We start from the raw sequence: 19,186 nt of genomic DNA, 5'->3' as shown, positions 1-19,186 counted from the left end.
TCACCGACTGTCATCTCCGAGACTTGCGCACCCACATCGTCAGTGACCGCCCGCAAAGCCGATGTATCCATTCGACGTGCCTTCTTCCGGACAGTGCCCGATCAATCTGTCGATCAGCCCCGGTGGACCGCGATGATGAGAGGATGCTCCCGCACCGCACGGGAGAAGCCGTTCGCAGCGATCTCCTGAAGGTCTTCCCGGCCGGCCGACTACCGGCAACTGCCGGTAGTCAGCCGAGCCACAACGCCGTCAGCTACCCCGTTTGATCCACTCTTCGAGGTGAGGTGCTTCGTCGCCGACGGTCGTGCCGTCGCCGTGTCCGGTGTAGACCTTGGTCTCGGGGTCGAGGGTGAAGATCTTCTCGGTGATCGAGGCGATGATCGTCGGGAAGCTCGAGTACGAGCGGCCTGTTGCGCCGGGCCCGCCCTGGAACAGGGTGTCGCCGGAGAACAGCACCTTGGCCTCGGGCAGGTGGATGACCGACGAGCCCGGCGAGTGGCCCGGGGTGTTGATGATCGTCAGCTCGGTACCGGCGACCCCGATCTTCTGCCCGTCCTCGAGATCCTGGTGCGCGACATCGGGATGGGTGTCGTTCCACAGCATGTCGTCGCCGGGGTGCAGCAGGATCGGCGCTCCGGTGGCCTGCGACAGTTCCGGGGCAACGGTGACGTGGTCGTTGTGCCCGTGGGTCAGCACGATCGCCTTGACCGTGCGGTTGCCGACGCCGGCGAGGATCGGCTGCGCCGAGTGTGCGGCGTCGATGATGATGACCTCGTCGTCGTTGCCGACGAGCCACACATTGTTGTCGACGTCCCAGGTGCCGCCGTCGAGGCTGAAGGTGCCCGAGGTGACGACGTTGTCGATACGCAGTTCGCCGCTCACAGCTCGACCACCGATCGCAGCACCTTGCCGGCCTCCATCGCCGAGAACGCGGCCTCGACGTCGTTGATGCCGATGCGTTCGGTGACGAACTTGTCCAGCGGCAGACGACCCTGCTCGTAGAGGTCGATCAGCATCGGGAAATCTCGTTCGGGGAGGCAATCGCCGTACCACGACGACTTCAACGCACCACCGCGGGAGAAGAAGTCGACCAGCGGCATCTCCAGGGTCATCTCTGGGGTCGGCACACCGACCAGCACGACGACCCCGGCGAGATCGCGCGCGTAGAAGGCCTGCTTGTAGGTTTCCGGGCGGCCGACCGCATCGATCACGACGTCGGCGCCGTTGCCGTCGGTCAGTTCCTGCACCGCGGCGATCACATCGTCGACCTTCGAGCCGTCGATGGTGTGGGTGGCACCGAGATCTTTCGCCCACTCCAGCTTCGACGCATCGCGGTCGATCGCGATGATCGTCGTCGCACCGGCCAGACGGGCGCCGGCGATCGCGGCATCACCGACACCGCCGCACCCGATGACCGCGACCGAGTCGCCGCGGCCGACGTTGCCGGTGTTCATCGCCGCCCCGATTCCGGCCATCACACCGCAGCCGAGCAACCCGGCAACAGCGGGGTCGGTGTCCGGATTGACCTTGGTGCACTGCAATTCGTGGATGAGGGTCTTCTCGGCGAACGCCCCGATGCCCAGTGCGGGGGTCAGTTCGGTGCCGTCGGTCAGGGTCATCGGGACGCTGGCGTTGAAGGTGTCGAAGCAGTACCACGGACGCCCCCGCTTACACGCTCGACACTGCCCGCACACCGCCCGCCAGTTCAGGACGACGAAGTCGCCGACCTCGACGTGGGTGACATCGGAACCGACCGACTCGACCACACCCGCGGCCTCGTGGCCGAGCAGGAACGGATACGCGTCGTTGATGCCGCCCTCGCGGTAGGCCAGGTCGGTGTGGCAGACACCGCACGCCTTGATCGCCACCACCACATCACGCGCACCCGGGTCCGGGATCACCACGTCCACGACCTCTGTCGGCGCCTTCTTGCTGCGCGAGATGACTCCCTTGACTGTCTGCGACATACGTTGTTCCTTCCGCAACTGCGTTGTTCGGGGTACGGGTGCGACGTGTGCTGCGAGTGCGGCGACGTATGGGTGACGTCGCCGGAACACATCGCCACAACCTTATCGGTACCGATCAATATCGACTACTCAGAGTGGTCGTCGTCTACTGTGATTATCTACGCGCCCGTTCGGATGTAACCGTAGTTCGACGAACCGCGCACCCGCTTCGGGTTCGGTCATCGTGAACACAGCGTCCGATCCGTCCACCCCGATCCCGTTGTTTGACCACCGACGCATCTGGCAACCCTGGTGCGGACCGCTCATCTCCACCACGAGGAGGTAGACCATGGCAGAGAAGAAGAAGGACCCTGGACCTTCGGTCAAGGACGACGAGCTCTACGAGAAGCTGCGCGACGAGGGCAACTCGAAGGAGAAGTCCGCTCGGATCGCCAACGCCGCGGCCAACAGCTCACGGTCGGACGTCGGCAAGAGCGGCGGCAAGTCCGGGTCCTACGAGGACTGGACGGTCGACGAGCTCAAGGACCGCGCCAAGGAACTCGACCTCTCGGGCTACTCCGACCTGAAGAAGGACGAGCTCATCGAGAAGCTGCGGGACCACTGAGACCCGTCTGCTCGGAGAACATCAAAGCCGCCGACCCGAGGGGTCGGCGGCTTCGATGTGTAAAGGGACGGTGCCGGTCAGTGCGCCTCTCGGCAAACAGGCCGCTCGAAGCGGCAAAAGGGTGGGACCCGGGGCATTGAGTCCGTCACCGTCGCGGGGTACAACTACGACCCCGCTCGGGATATTCCGGCCCGTCCGACGTGACCTGCCCGACACCCGCCGATGAGGCCGACCGGCCGGTCATCGGACCAGCCCGACCCGCTGGAACGCGGTCAACGCCGTCTCGCCGGTGTTCCACAGCCCGGTCACGTCGCCGCGTGCCCGAGCAGCGGTCGCCGGATCCTGGAGCGCGAGTCCGTTGCGGAACGTCAGCACGTTGTATCCGACGTCGGCGGCCCGCAGCATCGGCCCGGTCGCCCGGCCGGCGCCCACGACGCGGTCGAGGCCCTCACCGACCACGTAGAACCGGAAGATCGGTCCGAGGTTGACGCCGTATTCACGGAGTGTCGCGATGACGATCGAATTACCATGTGCGGCAATCGCATCGACGATGAAGAAGAAATCCCGCGCATTCGCCGTCGTGGCCCGGGCGTCGGCGGTCGCATAGGCGAGGTCGACGGTGATGTGCGCGTTGTAACCGGCCATCGCGACCCGTTGGCCGGGGACTGCGCAGTCGTCGGCCATGTCGAAGTAGTGCCGCCACTGGGGTGCGACAGGTCCGCCGCCGAATTCGCCTCGCACGGCGTCGAGGAACCGGTTGAGGAGTTCGAGACTGATGACGGGCGCCCACCGCGGAGTCTGGAAGACGCGCGGGTTGTTCTGCAGCGGCATCACCGCGTCGCGTTCCACCGCTGCCAGCCCGAGGGCGAACAATCCGCGCCGGTCGCGGCGGTCGGTGAGGATGTCGACGATCCCGTACAGCTTGTCGACGTTTCGTCGTAGCTGGACGAGAGGGAGGTCCTTCGAATCCTGCTCGTAGGTACTGAGTTCGACGATCCGCTCGCGGTCGGCCGGGCGGAGATCGGTTCCACACGTCTCGGCCGGTGCCGCATGCGCCGGCGCCGGGGCGGCGACCACGAGTGTTCCGATGAGGCCGAGGGCCAGCAGTGCCGCCGAGAGTGCTCGCATGGGACCCGGTGATACCCATCTGCGCGCGGGTCAATCCCTCCGACCGGGGAACGCGAGACCCTTCGTGACGCGCCCTCCGCAAGCTCCGGGCGCTCCTCAGGGAGCAGAGGAAGCGTCAGGGCAGCAGACCGGTACTGCGGGCGGTCACGACGGCCTCCAGCCGCGACGACGCCCCGAGCTTGCGCATCGCGTCCTTCATGTAACCCTTCACCGTGTACACGGTGACCCCGAGGGTCTCCGCGATACGGGCGTTCGAATAGCCCAGTGCGGCAAGGGAGATCACGTCCTGCTCCCGGCCGGTCAGTTCCACCTGCGCCGTCGACGCCGGGCTCGCGGCGATCAGGGCCTCGGTGATCGCGGCGAGTTCGTCGGCGAGCCGGGCGTCGTCGACCGTCTCGGCCAGCGACCGGAGCCGCGCGTAGGCCGCGGTCATCCGGTCGCGCATCTCCGCCTCGTCCTGCGCGGCGTGCTCGAGCCGCGCGCGGGACGCGACGATCTCGTGTTCGACGGTGCGGGCCTCCATCGCGAGGACGTCGAGCATCCGCCCGCCGATCGGGTCCGGGGTGTGCAGCGCGCCGTAGAGCACCGCCACGGGCGTCCGATCGACGATGACCGGAGCGGCCATCATGGCGCGCAACCCTTCCCGCTCGATGATCGTGTTGTAGCGATGGGTGATCCGCGGCGTGCGGAGGTAGTCGTCGACGACCATCGGGCGGTTCAGCGAGACGACCTTGCCGCCCAGCCCGTGCCCGACGTCGACCGACACCCCGTTCAACGCGCCCACGGTCGTACCGGCGAAATGCTGCAGACGCAGGTTCGACGGTCCGTTCAGGACACCCGCGAAGGCCAGTGGCACCCCACTGGACTTGCGCACCCGGCGCAACGCCTCGGTGACGATCCCGCTCAGCGGCTCGGGCATCTCACCTCACTTCTCCCCCTCTTCCGAGGGTGTTCCTGGGGCCGGTCGCGGAGGACACTGTGACTCAGCTTACTCAGTACGGAGCGAGGTTCACGATGACACAGGCCACCACGACCCCCACCGACATGGTCGAACGATGGTTGGCAATCTACGGGGCGTCCGACGCCGATGCGGCGGCACTCCTCGTCGACGGGCACGATCCCGAGGCGATCGCCTTCACGGTGATCGAGGTCGAGCAGACCGACGATCAGCAGTCCGGCGGCGTACGTCCGGTCACCACCGACATCACCTACGGCGAACTGGCCGAGCGGTCCAAGAGACTCGCGGCGGCCCTTGCGGAGATGGGCATCGGTCGTGGCGACACGGTGGGCGTCCTCATGGGCAAGCGCGAGGAGCTCGTCGTCTCGCTCCTGGCCATCGCCCGTCTCGGCGCGATCTACATCCCGCTGTTCACCGCGTTCGCGACACCCGCGATCGAGATGCGGTTGCAGGCCGGCGCCGCGAAGGTCGTGATCACCGAGCCGAGTCAGGCGGACAAGCTCGCGGGCATCGACGGGATCACCACGGTGGTAACCGGCGACCAGTTCGAAGAACTCATCGCTTCGCACGAGCCGGTCACCCAGTCGGTCGCGGTCGGCGGCGACGGCACCCTGATCCTGCTCTTCACCAGCGGCACCACCGGCGCGCCGAAGGGTGTGCCGGTCCCGGTCAAGGCGCTCGCCTCGTTCGTCGCCTACATGCACTTCGGCCTGGATGTCCGCGCCGACGACGTGTTCTGGAACGCCGCCGACCCCGGCTGGGCCTATGGCCTCTACTACGGCGTGCTCGGGCCGCTGGCCGCCGGCCGGCGCAACCTCCTGCTACACGCCGGCTTCACCCCCGAACTGACCGCGAAGATCCTCGGCGACCTCGGCGTCACCAACTTCGCCGCGGCACCGACCGTCTACCGGGCGCTCAGCAAGGACCCGCGCATCTCGGGCTTCTCGCTGCGCCGCGCGTCGTCGGCGGGCGAACCGCTGACCCCCGACGTCATCGACTGGGCGCTGCGGGCCATCAACACCGAGGTCCGCGACCACTACGGCCAGACCGAACACGGCATGTTCATCAACAACCACTGGCACGAGTCGGTCCACGAGACCCTCGTCCCGGGCTCGATGGGACAGCCGATGCCCGGCTTCGCCGCGGGGATCGTCGACGGTCAGATCGCCATCGACGTCCCGGCCAGCCCGCTGATGTGGTTCGAGGGTTACCTCGACGCTCCGGCGAAGACCAAGCAGCGCTTCTCGCCGGACGGGCGGTGGTACCTGACCGGTGACACCGGGCGAGTGGACGACGAGGGCCGCTATTTCTTCTCCGCACGCGACGACGACGTGATCATCATGGCCGGCTACCGGATCGGCCCGTTCGACGTCGAGAGCGTGCTGATCACTCATCCATCGGTCGTCGATGTCGCCGTCGTCGGGCGCCCCGACGAGCTCCGCGGCGAGGTCCTCGAGGCGTTCGTCGTCCTCGCGGACGGGGTCGAGGGCACCGATGCGCTCGAAGCCGAGCTCCAGCAGCTGGTCAAGACGCAGTTCGCCGCGCACGCCTACCCGCGCACCGTGCATTTCGTCGACGCCCTGCCCAAGACGCCGAGCGGCAAGATCCAGCGGTTCCTGCTGCGCCAGCGGTGAATGGCTGCCGTGGTGCGCCAACCTGGCGCGTAACGGCGCCACCGTGCGCGAACGATGAACCGACTGCGCGACCCGCAGCCGGGCCGCGCCAACAGCCGATCGCGTCGGGCAGACTCCGAGGACCTCGCCTGCCCCACGACGCGATCACCGGACGCGCAACCAGCGGGTCACACCCCTATCCGCTGGTTGCGCATCTCCGGTTCTGGCGAGATCAGTCCAGGAGCGCTCGTACCGAGTCGGGCGGCACGTCGCCGCTGTAGGTGACCGGGGCGTCGTACACGGTCCGCACGGGAACCACGCCGGTCCAGTCCGCCGACTCCCCACCCGGCCCGCCCGTCCGCGCCTTGGCGATCCACTGGCCGTCGACGATCGGCAGTCGCAGGGCCACCGTCGCTGCCAACTCTTTGCGCGTCGTCGGCCGGACCTCGGCCACCCTCCCCGGAATCAGCTTGTCGGACAACACTTCCAAAGCTACACGGGCGTTGTCGGCGACTTCGAGGACTCCGCGTACGACCGCCGACCGGTAGTTCGCCGAATGGTCGAAGAGGGTGTCGGCGACGACGAGCCCGTCCAGCGCGAACACCGTGAACGTCACCGGCGCACCCGCGGCGACGTGCCGGAGCGCACCCGCCCCGGTCGATCCGTGCAGCAGGATCGAGTCGCCGTCCCGGGCGAAGAGCATCGGCACCGACCATGGCAGACCGTCGACGACGGTGCTGAGGGTCCCGACTTTGGTCTCGTCGAGCAGGGCGTCGAGCAGCTCGCGATCGGCTGCCCGATCAGGCTTGCGCGTCAACGACGCCAGACGCGAAGTCACGTCGGACGGGGTACCGCCGGTCGAAGTCATGCGGACATGGTCGCCCCCGAACGCGCCCGGCTCAACAAAGTTGCTCGCCGGCGTCGGTGACCGCAGAGGGGGATCCACCCGGGGAGCAGGATGAGGCTTCCAGAATTGCCTTCCAAGCAACGGAAGAACGAGGACCGGAATTGTCCTCTATCGCTCATAGCGTGGTCCTCACACCAACCGAGAGGACACATCATGAGCACCTACACCTCCACCGAACTCAGCGTCGACGTCACCGGCGAGAAGCGCGACCTGCTCATCCTGCTGCAGGATCAGCGCAACATGCTCAAGATCACCGCACGCAACCTCTCCGACGACGATGCCCGCAAGCAGTCGACGGTCAGCACCCTCACGATCGGCGCGCTGATCAAGCATCTCGCGCACGGCGAGGAGAACGCGGCCCGCGTCATCACCGAGCGGGACGAGAACGCCGAGTTCGACATGAGCCAGGCCATGACCGAGTACGAGATGATCGGCGACGAGACTCTCGCCGGCTGGCTGACCGCATACGACCGTGGGGCAGCCGAGTTCGACCGCGTGATCGCCGACGCCGAGAGCCTCGACGAGCTGATCCCTCAGCCCACGGCGCCGTGGCAGCCGGAACGCGAGTGGCTGTCGATTCGGGCCATGATCATCCACCTCATCCGGGAGACCGCCCACCACTGCGGTCACGCCGACATCATCCGAGAGGCGCTCGACGGCCAGACCACGATGGGCGCCATCTCCGAAGGGCAGGAATGGGCCGAGCAGTGGGCCGACGCCGACTGGGCGAAGTGACGCCGGCGCGGTAGCTACACCGGGTACTTGACGATCAATCTCGTCATCGACCAATCCGCGGGCCCCCGGGCGCCGAAGACGTTGTGAGGCTGCCGGCCAGGCGCAGTCGACACCCCAACACAGATTGGATCGACGATGATCAAGCGAATTCCCCGTGTAGCAGGAGCGTTGACCGGACTGGTCCTCGCTGTCGGCGTGATGGCCGGTTGTTCCAGTGACGATTCGGACACCTCGAGTGAAACGACCGGCGCGGCAACCGAATCCAGCGCCATGATGAGCGAGAGCGCGATGGCCGATCCGGCCGCCAACCTCGTCGGACCGGGTTGCGCCGCCTACGCCGAGGCCAATCCCTCGGGACCGGCGTCGGTGAACGGGATGTCGACCGTGCCCGTTGCCACCGCGGCGGCCACCAACCCCGAGCTCACGACTCTGACACAAGCACTTTCGGGTCAGCTGAACCCCGAGGTCAACCTCGTGAAGACCCTCAACGAGGGTGAGTACACCGTGTTCGCGCCGACCGACGACGCATTCGCGAAGCTGCCCCCGGAGACCGTCGAGCAGCTCAAGACCGACGCTGACCTGCTCAACAAGATCCTGACCTACCACGTGGTCGAGGGCCAGGCGACCCCCGACCAGATCGTCGGAGAGCACACCACTCTCGAGGGTCAGCAGGTCAACGTGACCGGATCGGGCGACAACCTGAAGGTCAATGAGGCCGGCGTGGTCTGCGGTGGCGTCACCACCTCGAACGCGCAGGTGTACCTCATCGACAGCGTGCTCATGCCCCCGGCCGGCATGTGATCTCTCCGTAAACACTGCGCGAGAGTGCTTTCCACGATTCTCACCGACGCGATCCGTCGGTGAGAATCGTGCTGCGTGACCCGGGTGCGATCCGTTCGCCTCGAACACGGAAGAGTCCGGACTCCGTGGGCGGGATGACGTACGGACGCACGGGACACCGCGCCAAACCCTGAACACACACCGGTCCCCTGCGCGAGCATCACTGCTCGTCTGGGGAACCGTTGTGTGCGTTCAGGTTCGAGCGGGTTGCGCATCCGTCTCGGACCGCATCCGGCTCTCGGTCAACGCCGACACCTGTATCGGCACCCCGGTCATGTTCGCCATCCCGGCAAGTCGCTCCAGGTCGGCCGGGTCGGACGAGATGAGTGCGTTGACGTTCACGCCGCCGGCACCCAGATCGTTCTGCGCAGCCGCGTTCGCCTGCGTCCAACCGCCGGAGCCGTTGTGTCCCCATCCATGCGGGATCGCGACGACGCCGGGCTTGATGTCCTCGGTGACGGTCACGGGCAACGAGATCCGACCGTGCCGGGACTCCACCGTCGCGAGGTCGCCTTCGGCCAGCCCGCGTGCCGTGGCATCGTCGGGGTGCATCCGGGCCGCGTGGGACCGTCCGCCGCGCAACAACATCGGCGCGTTGTGCTGCCAACTGTTCTCCGACCGGATCTCGCGCATCCCGATGAGCCGCAACGGATACCCTGCGTCGTCAGCGACACCGAGTCGCTCGACCTCGGTCATCAACTCCGGTGCGGTCAACCGGATCCGGCCGTCGAGATACGTGACGTTCTTGGCCAGCTGCCCCGGCGCGAGGTCGTCGGCGACCACGACACCGTGTGGATTGTCCTCGACGAGCCGGCGGTAGGTGAGTCCACCGCGTCGAAGGCCGAATCGGTCTCCTCCCAATCCCATTCGGATCACCAGGTCCGAGACCCGGCGCGGGGTGACCGGCCGGCCCACGCGTCGCGCCAGCTGGTTGCCGACGTGCAGCGAACGGATCAGCAGGCTCTCCGACGACAGGAAGCCGATCAGTTCGTTGATCACCGTCCACTCTTCTCGCGCCTCGCCCTGCGGTGGGATCACCGCCTCGGTGGCCTGCTTGAACGGAGTGGTGAACAGGGCCTGGAACGGGAGCAGGAAGTCCTCGCGTTCATACATCGTGGTGGCCGGCAGGATGTAGTCGGCCCGGGCGTTGGTTTCGTTGCGGTAGATGTCCAGGGACACCATGAGGTCGAGTTCGTCCAACGCCGAACGTAATTCGTCGCCGTTCGGAACCGACAGCACCGGATTGCCCGCGCTGACGAACAGCGCGCGCAGCTGCCCGCGGCCCGGGGTGGTGATCTCCTTGGCCATCAACGACGCCGGCGCGGTCCCGAGGACCTGCGGCAGGCCGCCGACGCGGCTTCGGCGCCCCGCCCAGCGAAAGCTCGAAAGCCGTTGCAGCGCGGTGACGCCCAGGCGCTGACCCGGAATCCCCAGATCACCGAACATCGATCCGCCCGGCACGTCCAGGTTGCCCGCGACGAGGTTCACCATGTCGAGCAGGGCGGTCGTCAGCGTGCCGGTGCGCCCCAGTGAGGTACCCACCCGTCCGTACACCGCGGCCCGCTCCGTGCGGGCGAGCGAGCGGGCGACAGCGCGCACACGCTCCGGATCGATGTCCGTACGGCCCGCGGTCGCCTCTGGCGCGTAGGCCGCGACGAGCGTCTCGAGTTCCGCCACGCCGCGCGCCTGCCGCCGGAGCCGGTCGCGGTCGGCGAGGTTCTCGTCGAACAGCACGTGCAACAGCGACAGCAGGAACAGCGCGTCGGTGTCGGGCGTGATCGGCAGCCAGTCGAACTCTCGGGCCGTCTCGGTGTGCCGGGGATCGACGACGACGACGGACCCGCCGCGTGCGGTGATCGCGTTCAGTCCCTCACGGATACGCGGCGAACTCATCACGCTGCCGTGCGACACCACCGGATTCGCCCCGATGATCACGAGGTAGTCGACGCGGTTGATGTCGGGAATCGGCGCGGTCAGCGGGTTGCCGTACAGGAAGTGGCTGGCGACGAAGCGGTTGTTCACGTCCTGGGATCCCGCCGAGTACACGTGCGGCGTGCCGAGGAGGTTCATGAAGATCGCGGTCCACAGCGTGTGTCCGGTCGAGAACGTCGCCGGGTTGCCGAAGTACCAGCCGATCGAGTCGCTGCCGGATTTCTGGTGCACCTCGACGAGCCGGCGGCCGATCTCGTCGAGCGCCGTGTCCCATGAGATCTGCTCGAACTCGCCGTCGGGGCGTCGCCGGAGCGGGTGCCGGAGACGATCGGGATCGTTGACGATCTCGGTGAACGCGATCCCCTTCGGACACGCGAAGCCCCGCGACAACGGGTGCTCCTTGTCCGGCCGCAACGAGACCAGCCGATCGTCCTCGACGGTCGCGATCATGCCGCACAGCGGCTCGCAGATTCGGCAGTAAGTGTGTTTTTCCATCGGCATCTTGCGTCCCCTGACCTCGCGCGATGACTGGCCGCAGGCGGGCAGGCCTACGGTTGGTGTGATTCCGTTCACATCTGAAGACAAGTGTTGCATGATGACAGCACCTGAGGCATCCCCACCGAGGAGGTCCCCGTGACCGACAGCGAACCGAACGCCACACAGCCAACCGTGCGCGACGTGATCATCATCGGCGCCGGCTTGTCCGGCATCGACTGCGCCTATCGGCTGAAGGAGCAGAATCCCGACGCCGACTATCTGATCCTCGAACGCCGCGAACGCATGGGCGGGACGTGGGACCTGTTCCGGTACCCCGGCGTGCGGTCCGACAGCGACATCTACTCGCTGAGTTACCCGTTCGAGCCGTGGCGCAAGCCGCGGGCGCTGGCGCACGGAAACGACATCCGGGAGTACATCGAGGACACCGCCCACAAGTTCGCCATCGCCGAGCACATCCGGTTCGGGCAGCACGTCCTGACCGCCGACTGGGACTCGGCGACGGACACCTGGACGCTGGGGGTCGAGGTCGGTGAGGACCGGCGCCGCGAGACCCACCGGGCGAGGTTCGTCATCTTCGCAACCGGTTACTACGACTACGACAACCCCTACACACCACGGTTCGCCGGTGCCGACGACTTCACCGGCCAGATCGTGCACCCGCAGCACTGGCCCGAAGACCTCGACTACCGGGGCAAGCGCGTCGTGGTGATCGGCAGCGGCGCGACGGCGGTCAGTCTCATCCCGAGCCTAGCCGAGCAGGCCGAGCACGTCACGATGCTGCAGCGCTCGCCGTCATACATCTTCTCGTCCAAGCAGAAGCAGTACCTGGCACCGCTCGTGCAGAAGTTGTTGCCACCGCAGGCGGCGCACAAGGTCATCCGCACCAGGTACGCCGCCCAGACGGCCGCGATCGTGCACCTGACCCACCGGTTCCCGAAGCTCGGACGCAAGATGATCCGCAACAACGTCGTCGCGAACCTGCCCGAGGACTATCCGGTCGACGTCCACTTCAATCCGACGTACAACCCGTGGGACCAGCGGATGTGCATGGTCCCCGATGCCGACCTCTTCGCCGATATCACCGAGGGCAAGGTCGAGATGGTCACCGACCACATCGACCGGTTCGACGCCACAGGGGTCACCCTCACCTCGGGCAAGCACCTCGACGCCGACATCATCGTCACCGCGACCGGACTGCAACTGCTCGGCTTCGGCGGTACCCGGCTCCGCGTCGACGGCGCCGAGGTGAAACCACACGACCGTTTCGTCTTCAAGAGCTACCTCATCGAGGACGTCCCGAACCTCGCCTGGTCGGTCGGTTACACGAACGCCTCGTGGACCCTTCGCGCGGACATGACCGCTCGCGCCGTCGCCGACCTGATCAAGCACATGCGCACGAACGGCTACACCCACGCCTATCCGCATCTGGGTTCGGAGGTCATGGGTTCGCGGCCGCTGTGGGACCTCAAGGCGGGGTACGTCGAACGGTCCCCGGATGCACTGCCGAAGTCGGGCACCCGCGGTCACTGGCAGGTGCGGCACAACTACTACCGCGACGCCATCGACCACCGCATCAACAAGGTCGAGGAATCGATGGTGTTCGGCCGGGCCTGACCCGGCTCCGCGCGCGGGGCCCGGACTGGTGTCGGGGCCCCGCCGCGCGGCGTTACGGCGGTGTGGTCCAAACGGTCGAGATTTGCCGTCGACGACGTGAAAATGCTGGTCAAGCCTTGCTCCCCGTTCTGTGACGCGCCGATACTGGGCTCGGGTCGAACGATTGCCCGCCCGGGCAGGAGTGGACCAGTAGGAGCTGCGCGATGACCTATCCACCCGGTCCCCCGACCCACCCGTCGACCCCGTACGGCGCGATCCCGCCGCAGCCCGACGGTCGTCGCGCACTGACCCTCGTACTGAGCGCCGTCGTGGTCGTCCTCGCGCTCGTCCTCGCCGCGGGCATCGTCTTCGTCGTCAAGGCCCGCGACGGGGACATCTACGTCCCCGGCCTCACCCTGACCGCGGCGAACGACCCCGGGATCGATCCGTTCACCGATCCGGTCCTCGTGTCCGGGGCCGGCGACCTCCCGGCGAACGTGGCACTCACCGGTACCGCGGGCGCAGCCGGCCTCGGTGGCCGCGCGGTCAACGGCACCGACGCCGGGCTGTATGCCGCGGGAGACACCGCCGCCTGCGACACCGCGGCACTCAGCAACCGGTTGCTCGCCGATCCCCCGGCGGCTCGCGCCTGGGCCGGCGTCTATGGCATCGGCACCGCCGACATCCCGCACTATCTGAACACCCTCACCCCCGTGGTGCTGACCACCGACACCTGGGTGACCAACCACTCGTACACCTCCGGCCGAGCGGTCCCGTTCCAGTCCGTCCTGCAGCGTGGGACAGCGGTCTACGTCGACTCCGCCGGCGTCCCGCGCGCCATGTGCTCGTGCGGCAATCCGCTCGCTCCGCCGGCCGCCGCCCCGCTCGGCGGGTACCGGCTGGAGGGCCAGACGTGGGAGGGCTACAAGAGTCGATCGGTCACCCGCATCGCGTACAACAACCAGAACGTCACCGCGGTCGGCAAGTCGACGACCATCGTGCCCGCGCCGTCGGTCCCGGCTGCCCCCGGCACACCGGTTGGCGACGCGCTCCAACTGCTGAATTTCCTGACCGGGCAGATCTTCTCGCAACCGCTCGGCGGACTGCTCGACCTCAGCCGCTTCCCGCCACCGTCGGGTCTCCTGCCCACCCCGGCCGCGCTCAACACGCCGTTCGAGGCAGACACCGAAGAAGACGCCGAGCACAACGGACTGATCGCGCCGGGCGATCCCGCGGCCGCCCCGGCCCTCGAGGATCGCGCCGCAGAGCACGGCGGTCTGCCGGAAGGAGCTCCGGACTCGGACTCGGCGGCTCCGGACTCCGCTGGACCGGACTCGTCCGAATCGGACTCCTCGGTGCCACCCGCCGCGCCGGGCAGCCCGGGACCGGCCTCGGACGCGCCGCCTCCGGATGCATCGGTGCCCGCCTCCGACGCCCCGGTCCCCGAGGCGCCCGGGTACGAGGCGCCGGGTCCGGCGGCGCCCGAACCCGGGTCGGAGCCGGGCCTCCCCGGCGCGCCGGCACCGGAAGCCCCGGCCGAGGCCCCCGCGACGCCGACCTCGTTCAGCGGTTCGGGGGAGTTCATCAACAGTTTCAGCTTCGACGACGCCGGGCTGTCGGTGGGCTGCACGGCCCCCGGCAACTCTTCGGCGGGTACGGTCGCCCTCTCGTGCACCGACGGCGTGACCCGGTCGGTCGCCGGTTCGGCCCTACAGCGCACCTCGGTGTCCGGCTCCACCACCAGCACCGGGGTGTGGACCTTGACGCTGACGGCGGTCGGCGCGTCGAAGCCGGTGACCGTCCGGTCGGCGAACTGGATCGTCGCACCGCCCGCCGCCCCGGCTCCCGAACCGTCTGCGCCGGACCCCCTGACGACGGATCCGCCGGCGCCGGACCCCTCCACCCATGCCGCGCCGCCCGCCGCAGAAGCCCCGGAGGAGACGACCACCACGACCACCACGGAGAACCCACCCCTACCCGAGGCTCCCGCGGGCCCCTGACACCTGCGGTGACACCCCTGATGTGAGCTGCCCAACAGCAGGCGTCGTGGGACGTCCGTACCATCGCGCGCATGTCTGCTCTCACCACGTCGACGCCGAGCCCCGCCCGCGACCTCCGTCCGGAGTCCGTTCGCAGACGCGTCCGACGACGGGTGGCGAGCGTCGCGGTCGTGGCGACGATGGTGTCGCTGGTGATGCTCGCGCCCAGCGCGCAGGCCGATCGGATCATCAACGGTCACCTCGTCGGCGGCAAGATCGGCGAGGCCTACTCGTCGACGGGCGGCTTCTTCAAGTGGGGCGTCCCGACCGGCCCCGAGCGCGCGGGAGCCAAGCGCGGCAGATTCCAGGTGTTCTCACGCGACACGTCGTTCTACTGGCACCCCGCTGCCGACGGCGGTACGGCACACCAGGTCGGCGGCGCGATCCGGAGCCGGTGGCAGAAGGCCGGGGCCGAGCGCGGCGCGCTGGGTTATCCGGTCAGCAACGAGTACCGGTCGGGCAGCGGACGGAGCAACGACTTCCAGGGCGGTGTGGTCACCTGGTCGAAAACCGGTGGCGCGCAGATCGTCTGGGGCCAGATCCGGCGCAAGTGGGAGGAGACCGGTGGAGCGGGCGGTTACTTCGGGGTCCCACTCGGCGGCGAGTACCGAACCGGCAACCGATTCGCCCAGGACTTCCTGAACGGCACCATCTTCTGGCCCTGACGGGCACACCCGGGCCCTGATGGGCGGATCCGCCACGGTTCACTAGGACGTCCAAGTATCGTCGACGGCATGGCTTCGCGACCTTCTTCCGCCAACACCATCGACGGCATCCTCCGCAGGTCCGCGGCGCGGCATCCCGACCGCACCGCGTTGGTCTTCGACGACCGTTCCTTCACCTATCGACAACTCGACGACGCGGTGTCCGCTGCCGCCGCCGGGCTGGTGGCCCGCGGACTGCAGCAGGGCGACCGGGTGGCGGCATACGGCACGAACTCGGACGCGTATGTCATCGGTTTCCTGGCGTGCTGCCGCGCGGGACTCGTCCACGTCCCGATCAACTACGCGCTGCGGGGTGAGGAACTCCGCTATCTCGTCGTGCAGTCCGGCGCACGTGCCGTCCTCGTCGACCCCGCCCTGTCCGAACGGATCGACGAGATCCGCGGCGATCTCGCCGAGGTCGAGGAGATCGTCCCGCTGCGCGACGCCGACGATTCGCTTCTCGAGACGGCGACCAGCCCGGCCGGCCAGTTCACCTCGGCGGCCGACGGCGACGATCTCGCCCAGCTCCTCTACACCTCCGGAACCACCTCGAAGCCCAAGGGCGCCATGATGTCCCACGCGGCACTCATCAGCGAGTACGTGTCGTCGGTGATCGCCCTCGACTTCACCGCGGATGACAACCCGCTGATCGCCATGCCGCTCTACCACTCGGCGGGGATGCACGTCTTCATGCTTCCGTACCTCTCCGTGGGCGCGACCGTCCGGCTGATGGCGACCCCGGACATCCCGGAGATCCTGCGTCGCGTCGAGGCGGACCGCATCGGGTCGCTGTTCCTCGCGCCTACCGTCTGGGTTCCGCTCGCCGGTCACCCGGACCTGGCGACCAGAGATCTGTCCTCGCTGCGCAAGGCCCAGTACGGCGCGTCGATCATGCCGGTGACCGTGCTGAACCGGCTCCGCGAGCAGTTCCCCGGCATGCAGTTCTACAACTGCTTCGGGCAGTCCGAGATCGGGCCGTTGGCAACGGTTCTGCGACCGGAGGAGCACGAGGACCGGCCGTCGTCGTGCGGCCGGCCGGTGTTCTTCGTCGAGACCCGGGTCGTCGACTCCGACGGCAACGACGTCGAACCCGGGGTTGCCGGCGAGATCCTCTATCGTTCGCCGCAACTGTGCCGCGGCTACTGGGAGAACCCGGCCGCCACCGAGGACGCGTTCCGTGACGGCTGGTTCCACTCCGGCGACCTCGTCACCCGCGACGCCGAGGGCTTCATCACGGTGGTCGACCGCATCAAGGACGTGATCAACACCGGCGGCATCCTGGTCGCCTCCCGCGAGGTGGAGGACGCGATCTACACCCACGAGGCGGTCTCGGAGGTGGCCGTCATCGGCGAGCCGGACGAGAAGTGGATCGAGGCCATCACCGCGGTCGTCGTGGTGCGGGACGGCCGGTCGGTGACCGAGCAGGAACTGATCGAGCACGTCCGCTCCCGGATCGCGCCGTTCAAGGTCCCGAAGAAGGTGCGGTTCGTCGACGAACTCCCCCGCAACCAGAGCGGCAAACTGCTCAAGCGGGAACTGCGCTCGCGGTGACGGACGCGCGGCGCGACGGACCTGACATCGTCAGAACCGTTGCGCCGCAGCCACTGCCGCGTCGATGTCGGCGTGCGCGGCCGCCGGTCCGAGTATCCGCCGCAGGTCTGCCGCCGTCGGCGCATCACCGGCGGCGACCATCGCCCGGAGCCGGGTGCCGAGGTCGGCCTGCGACGTGAGTCCCAGCTCGCCGAACCAGTTGCCGAGTAGATCGACGAGTGCGTCGCCGGTTGTCTCGTCGTCGGTGAACGGCAGACCGACGCTGGTGAAGCCGTCATCGGCGTCGTAGTCGGACCGCATCCACCGGCCGTCGAAGCCGTAGATGAACCCGATCCACATCCCCTCGGTGCGCTGCCGGTCGAGGTACGGCACGATCGCCGCTTCCCACCAGCCGGGCGCATCGGCGAGCAGGTCGGTCTCCTCCTCGCCGAAGTACGTCGCCCCCTCGCGGAAATACGTCTCGGAGTACTCATGGTCGTGCCCGACGAGCACCGCGCGGCCGGATCCGGCCGACACGACGTCGGCCCAGTTGCCTCCGCCGTCGTCGTAGTGCCACCCGTGAGCGGTCGCATGCGCCTCCTGCGCCCAGCGCTCACCCCGCACGGCCAGCAGTGCCGCATACGCAGCCCACCTCGGTTTCATCTCCGCCGGGGTCGGCAACCCGACCGTTCGCAACGCCATGCCGTGACACCTCTCTGCCGGGTTTGTCCGAACCAGGGTATGGCCGTGGCCGACGGTCCCGCTCCCGGCGCACCGAAAGGAACTGAGCGATAACGGAACAGGCGAGGAATCGACGACCGGCACCCGTTCGCAGTACGGTGTGGATCGTGACGCGATGGCACCGCAAGGTTCTGACACTGGCCGTGTGTGCGGCGGTCGCGATCGGCGGTTCCGGAGCGGCCGGGACCCTCGCCGCCGGCCCGGCGATCTCCTCGCCGTCGAACCTCGGCGACGTCGGCACGGTCGTCTCCGCCAGGCCGCTCGCCCCGCAGTTCTGGGTGCCCGGCTCCGCCGACGCCACCGTCCTGACCTATGTCACGACCGACGCTTTCGGCAAGAAGGCGCTCAGCACCGGGACCGTGTTCACCCCACGGGGGACGGCACCGCCGGGCGGTTGGCCGGTGATCTCGTGGGCCCACGGGACGTCGGGGATCGGCGACGACTGCGCCCCCTCGGTCCGGGGTCCGGGCCTGCCCGAGCGCGACCTGCCGTACCTCGCCAAGTGGATGCAGCAGGGCTACGCCATCGTGGCCAGCGACTACGCCGGCCTGGGCACCCCGGGTCTGCACGCCTACCTCGACGGCCGCACGACGGCTCACAACGTCGTCGACATGGTGCGAGCGGGCCGGGAGTTCTCTTCGACTCGACCTGTCGCACAACGGTTGTCGCGCTCCTGGGCGGCGGTCGGGCAGTCACAGGGCGGCGGCGCGGCCATCTACACCGCGCGCTACGCGACCGAGTTCGGCGGTGAAGAGCTCGACTACCGGGGTGCCGTCGGCACCGGCACGCCGGCCTACATCGAACGACTGGTCCAGATCGCGGGTCCGGGTGTCCCGCCGGTGGCGATCACCCCGGCGCTGACCGCTTACCTCAGCTACATCCTCGCCGGACTCCGATACGCACACCCCGAGCTCGGCATCGATCGCATCCTCACGCCGACCGGCCGGAAGTATGTGGCCCTCGCCGAGACCCGCTGCGTCGGCGAGTTCGAGGAGCAGCTCCGGGGCGTCTCGCTCGGCGACTACTTCACCGCCCCGCTGACCAGTCTGCCGAGATTCTCCGCGACCCTGGCGAATTACCTGGGCATGCCCGAAAAGGGTTTCGACAAGCCATTTTTCATGGGCCACGGCCTGTTCGACACCGACGTGCCGTATCCCACCACCGCGGCCTATGCGGCGACGCTGACCGCCAACCGCCAGCCGGTGACCTTCCGGACCTATCCGAGCGACCACAGCGGCACGCTGGTCCGGTCGCAAGCCGACACCATCCCCTTCCTCGGCCGGCTCTTCGGAAAGTAACCGCCGAGGGCGTTCGCGCACCCCGGTACCGGCGTGGCGTCATGCCGTGGCACGATGGGATCACCGGTTGAGCAGCTGCCGTCGTACATCTCCCGGGAC

General features: G+C 68.1%; 16 protein-coding genes. 9 read left to right on the top strand and 7 right to left on the bottom strand.

Annotation, left to right across the window (positions count from 1 at the left end; genetic code table 11):
- Positions 1-249: 249 nt before the first annotated feature.
- Positions 250-882 (bottom strand): MBL fold metallo-hydrolase, encoded by a 633-nt coding sequence (locus JW364_RS12685; protein WP_137810970.1) that lies wholly within the window; start codon positions 880-882, stop codon positions 250-252.
- A complete protein-coding gene (locus JW364_RS12680; protein WP_205333945.1) occupies positions 879-1,967 on the bottom strand; it encodes an S-(hydroxymethyl)mycothiol dehydrogenase in 1,089 nt (362 codons plus the stop codon). The genes JW364_RS12685 and JW364_RS12680 overlap by 4 nt, the downstream gene beginning before the upstream one ends.
- A gap of 328 nt (positions 1,968-2,295) precedes the next feature.
- Between JW364_RS12680 and JW364_RS12675 the strand changes: the two genes are divergently transcribed.
- The gene (locus JW364_RS12675) at positions 2,296-2,571 is read left to right on the top strand and encodes a Rho termination factor N-terminal domain-containing protein (RefSeq protein WP_058253403.1); all 276 of its coding nucleotides are present in this window, start codon (positions 2,296-2,298) and stop codon (positions 2,569-2,571) included.
- Positions 2,572-2,811: 240 nt separating this feature from the next.
- Here JW364_RS12675 and JW364_RS12670 read toward each other — a convergent pair whose 3' ends face one another.
- Complete coding sequence (locus tag JW364_RS12670; RefSeq protein ID WP_205333946.1) at positions 2,812-3,699, bottom strand: DUF5995 family protein; 888 nt, start codon at positions 3,697-3,699, stop codon at positions 2,812-2,814.
- A gap of 115 nt (positions 3,700-3,814) precedes the next feature.
- Positions 3,815-4,618, bottom strand: a complete 804-nt coding sequence (locus JW364_RS12665; protein ID WP_205333947.1) for a LuxR C-terminal-related transcriptional regulator — start codon at positions 4,616-4,618, stop codon at positions 3,815-3,817.
- A gap of 95 nt (positions 4,619-4,713) precedes the next feature.
- On the opposite strand from JW364_RS12665, the gene JW364_RS12660 reads away from it, so the two are divergent.
- Positions 4,714-6,291, top strand: a complete 1,578-nt coding sequence (locus JW364_RS12660) for an AMP-binding protein (protein ID WP_205333948.1) — start codon at positions 4,714-4,716, stop codon at positions 6,289-6,291.
- A 211-nt stretch (positions 6,292-6,502) separates the two neighbouring features.
- Here JW364_RS12660 and JW364_RS12655 read toward each other — a convergent pair whose 3' ends face one another.
- A complete protein-coding gene (locus JW364_RS12655; protein WP_205334520.1) occupies positions 6,503-7,138 on the bottom strand; it encodes a pyridoxamine 5'-phosphate oxidase family protein in 636 nt (211 codons plus the stop codon).
- Positions 7,139-7,330: 192 nt separating this feature from the next.
- On the opposite strand from JW364_RS12655, the gene JW364_RS12650 reads away from it, so the two are divergent.
- On the top strand, positions 7,331-7,912 hold the full coding sequence (locus tag JW364_RS12650) for a DinB family protein (RefSeq protein WP_205334279.1): 582 nt from the start codon (positions 7,331-7,333) through the stop codon (positions 7,910-7,912).
- A 135-nt stretch (positions 7,913-8,047) separates the two neighbouring features.
- Positions 8,048-8,713 (top strand): fasciclin domain-containing protein, encoded by a 666-nt coding sequence (locus JW364_RS12645; protein WP_171011559.1) that lies wholly within the window; start codon positions 8,048-8,050, stop codon positions 8,711-8,713.
- Positions 8,714-8,944: 231 nt separating this feature from the next.
- Here JW364_RS12645 and JW364_RS12640 read toward each other — a convergent pair whose 3' ends face one another.
- Entirely contained in the window at positions 8,945-11,185 is a 2,241-nt protein-coding gene (locus tag JW364_RS12640) for a molybdopterin-dependent oxidoreductase (RefSeq protein WP_205334278.1), read from the bottom strand.
- A gap of 132 nt (positions 11,186-11,317) precedes the next feature.
- Between JW364_RS12640 and JW364_RS12635 the strand changes: the two genes are divergently transcribed.
- From JW364_RS12635 to JW364_RS12620, 4 genes are all read left to right on the top strand, one after another.
- Entirely contained in the window at positions 11,318-12,796 is a 1,479-nt protein-coding gene (locus JW364_RS12635) for an NAD(P)/FAD-dependent oxidoreductase (protein WP_205334277.1), read from the top strand.
- Between the two features lie 203 nt (positions 12,797-12,999).
- Entirely contained in the window at positions 13,000-14,775 is a 1,776-nt protein-coding gene (locus JW364_RS12630) for a DUF6777 domain-containing protein (protein WP_205334276.1), read from the top strand.
- 71 nt (positions 14,776-14,846) lie between these two features.
- The gene (locus JW364_RS12625; RefSeq protein WP_065631336.1) at positions 14,847-15,479 is read left to right on the top strand and encodes an LGFP repeat-containing protein; all 633 of its coding nucleotides are present in this window, start codon (positions 14,847-14,849) and stop codon (positions 15,477-15,479) included.
- A 69-nt stretch (positions 15,480-15,548) separates the two neighbouring features.
- Positions 15,549-17,069 (top strand): acyl-CoA synthetase, encoded by a 1,521-nt coding sequence (locus JW364_RS12620; RefSeq protein ID WP_205334275.1) that lies wholly within the window; start codon positions 15,549-15,551, stop codon positions 17,067-17,069.
- Positions 17,070-17,099: 30 nt separating this feature from the next.
- On the opposite strand, the gene JW364_RS12615 is transcribed toward JW364_RS12620, so the two are convergent.
- The gene (locus JW364_RS12615) at positions 17,100-17,750 is read right to left on the bottom strand and encodes a hypothetical protein (protein ID WP_065631338.1); all 651 of its coding nucleotides are present in this window, start codon (positions 17,748-17,750) and stop codon (positions 17,100-17,102) included.
- 137 nt (positions 17,751-17,887) lie between these two features.
- Between JW364_RS12615 and JW364_RS12610 the strand changes: the two genes are divergently transcribed.
- A complete protein-coding gene (locus JW364_RS12610; RefSeq protein WP_205334274.1) occupies positions 17,888-19,087 on the top strand; it encodes a lipase family protein in 1,200 nt (399 codons plus the stop codon).
- Positions 19,088-19,186: the final 99 nt, after the last annotated feature.

This window comes from Gordonia sp. BP-119 (assembly GCF_016924115.1).
GTDB classification, from domain to species: domain Bacteria; phylum Actinomycetota; class Actinomycetes; order Mycobacteriales; family Mycobacteriaceae; genus Gordonia; species Gordonia hongkongensis.
This window is presented reverse-complemented; position numbering and strand designations above follow the sequence as displayed.